Source organism: Bacillus sp. BML-BC051, from assembly GCF_019656175.1.
GTDB lineage: Bacteria > Bacillota > Bacilli > Bacillales > Bacillaceae_G > Bacillus_A > Bacillus_A mobilis.
In genome coordinates this window covers 1-315 of the sequence record NZ_BPLI01000215.1, presented here as the reverse complement: position 1 = coordinate 315, position 315 = coordinate 1, and the positions used below count along the sequence as shown (strand labels likewise).

The window sequence follows — 315 nt, the reverse complement described above, 5'->3', positions numbered from 1 at the left end:
GTTAATCCCATATCAACCACTCGTCCGATTGTGGCAGATGTTACCCTAGGACCGTGTCCAGTATCGCTTAAAATAGCAGCTCCTGCTCCGGTTACTGTCCACTGCGCGGTAGGTGGTTTTTGCCCACCATATTCGGTAGGATAGCGGAACTGTTTTTCTACAGCTGTATTATGACTGGATGCACCAGTTAATAAATATTTTGCGCCTTTTGCATTTACGATACTTGCTCCAAGTGCTAAACCTTCCATAGAAGTAGAACAAGCGCCGAATAGTCCGAGATAAGGAGTGCCCAGTGTACGGCAAGCAAAGCTTGTA

The 315-nt window shown here is 46.3% G+C and carries 1 pseudogene; it reads right to left on the bottom strand.

Annotated elements, in window-relative coordinates:
* Positions 1-315, bottom strand: a pseudogene (locus K5S59_RS30010) (stage V sporulation protein AD); the annotation flags it as partial.